This window comes from Paenibacillus sp. 01T422 (genome assembly GCF_056398785.1).
In genome coordinates this window covers 1-1,196 of sequence record NZ_JBFTQB010001451.1, presented here as the reverse complement: position 1 = coordinate 1,196, position 1,196 = coordinate 1, and the positions used below count along the sequence as shown (strand labels likewise).

The 1,196-nt window shown below is 36.3% G+C and carries 3 protein-coding genes; all 3 read right to left on the bottom strand.

Features of this window, described 5'->3' with window-relative positions; genetic code table 11:
• Positions 1-297, bottom strand: a 297-nt coding sequence (locus AC1DUA_RS39445; RefSeq protein ID WP_477504859.1) for a restriction endonuclease subunit S domain-containing protein, incomplete at its 3' end; no start/stop codon positions are given.
• A 38-nt stretch (positions 298-335) separates the two neighbouring features.
• Positions 336-749 carry a restriction endonuclease subunit S gene (locus AC1DUA_RS39440; protein WP_477504858.1) on the bottom strand — a complete coding sequence of 138 codons (414 nt, stop codon included), beginning with the start codon at positions 747-749 and terminating at the stop codon, positions 336-338.
• The coding region (locus tag AC1DUA_RS39435; RefSeq protein WP_477504857.1) for an N-6 DNA methylase at positions 749-1,196 on the bottom strand (448 nt) is incomplete at its 5' end. The genes AC1DUA_RS39435 and AC1DUA_RS39440, both read right to left, overlap by 1 nt.

Genomic DNA, 1,196 nt, shown 5'->3' with positions numbered 1-1,196 from the left:
CCATTCTTGGGTCAAGTTTACACCACTGTCAGAAATTCCAGTTTTCATTCGATATATTTCATCCAAAATCAACGATGTATTCAGTTGATATACTAGAAACTCAGGTAAGGTCTTTTTCTCAAGAGCATTAAAACGGTATGCTTTATCACAAAGCAATAGACGTGGTCTTACGTTCTTAATCAAACAACATACTCCTACACGAATTCTTGGACCAGCACGAGTAATTAATATGTCTCCTTCTTTTAACTCGTGCTGCTTTTTAGGAGAAAGTTTTAAAGGTAACTGCTTATTTTCCAACTCATTAAATTCCATATGCTGAATCGCAGTTGTTTTAATTACTCCCCAGTTATTAACACTTTCAGAAGGATACGATTCGCACTTTTAGCAGCATTCTCAGTAAGATTAGCTCCATTCAGTGAATCCGGTATTACCCCTACCTTTCCAATAGTACCAGCTATTGAAATATACAAATCATCTTTCGAGATTGTATATCTCTTTATTTTAGTATAGGTTTCATCTAGTATATACCTTACTTTTTCAATATCTATAGAGTTTTTTGCGAAATCAGTAACGCGAATATAAGGATATTTAGTTACTTCTTGTATTAGTACGTGACCGGAGGGTATCCGTTTTCCCCCTTTTATTTTGCTTATTTTCCCCAGTTTCGTCCAAACCCAGTTTGCTGGCACTTCATACGGTTTCTCATCCTCCGACAACTGGGATAATTGCTGCTCCTCTCCTTTTGCCATTAGCTGTTAACCTCCAATGACTTCAGTTCCTTCACTACGCTCATAATTAAGTCAACTGCTTCTTCAAGTTGAGCCATAACTTCTTCACCACTCACAATTGGGTCTGGTAAGTTATCATAAGTAGTCATTGAATCATCTGCAATTAATCCAAAATCTAAGCTATCATTCTTGTCCCGTATTTGCTCGCGGGAAACATTTGTCCATCTTTCATCCTTAACATTTGCTCTATCTTCGGATTGGTAAGCTTTAACAAATAGTTCAAAGTGTTCCTCAGAGAGTTGGTTTCTTTTCCCAAAACTTTCCATATTTGTTCTCATATCATAGAACCATACTTCATTTGTATTATTCTTTTCTTTTTCTCCACGCAAAAAAAACAGTACATTCGTTTTAACACCTTGGGCATAAAAAATCCCGGTAGGCAATCGAAGGATAGTATGTAAATTACAC